This is a genomic window from Vibrio sp. 1288, from assembly GCF_033344475.1.
In genome coordinates this window covers 1-664 of sequence record NZ_JAWPOX010000605.1, presented here as the reverse complement: position 1 = coordinate 664, position 664 = coordinate 1, and the positions used below count along the sequence as shown (strand labels likewise).

Annotated in this window: 1 pseudogene; it reads right to left on the bottom strand. The window is 30.9% G+C overall.

The window, feature by feature from the left end:
- Nucleotides 1-233 precede the first annotated feature (233 nt).
- A pseudogene (locus R8O11_RS28290) lies at nucleotides 234-664 on the bottom strand (type VI secretion system ATPase TssH); the annotation flags it as partial.

Below are 664 nucleotides of genomic sequence, written 5' to 3'. Positions count from 1 at the left end.
CGTATTTAAGATACGTATTAGACTGCATGCTAATCTCCTATAGCATTATTAATTGACATATTTCGTATTAATTAAATTATCTGAATAATGATAATTAATGATTGATGTATCAAAAACTTCATTTTAAATACGCTCCTTTATATCTTTAAATTAGATTTAAATTAAGCGATATTTATAACTAATAATAGTTATTATGAAGCAACTCTCAATTATTATTTACAGAGTTAAACTTGTTAAATAAGTGAGACTTCTAGTTCTTTAATTGAACCTCTAACATTAATTTCATCGAACGTCTTACCATTAAGAATTGCATTCAATATTTCATGAGAAATTTTAGGAAGTAAATTATTTTCAATGGTGGTTTGAACTACACGAGCACCACTTCCTGACTCATTACTATTGTCTACAATGTCATTAATTAGTTGTTCATCAAAATACAACCCTGCCGAATAATGTTTTCGGATACGGTTAGATACTTTGTTGAGTTTTAACTTAGTTATTTCCGTTAGGACTTCTTTTCCGAGAGGCAAGTAAGGTAATACATTAACTCGCCCCAAAAATGCAGGTTTAAAATCTGTTAGCAAGTCATCTCTAAGCGCTTCTTTTAGAGCTTCCGGTTCTGGCGCTAAGTCTGGATCTGCATAGAGAGACATTGTGGTTTCTG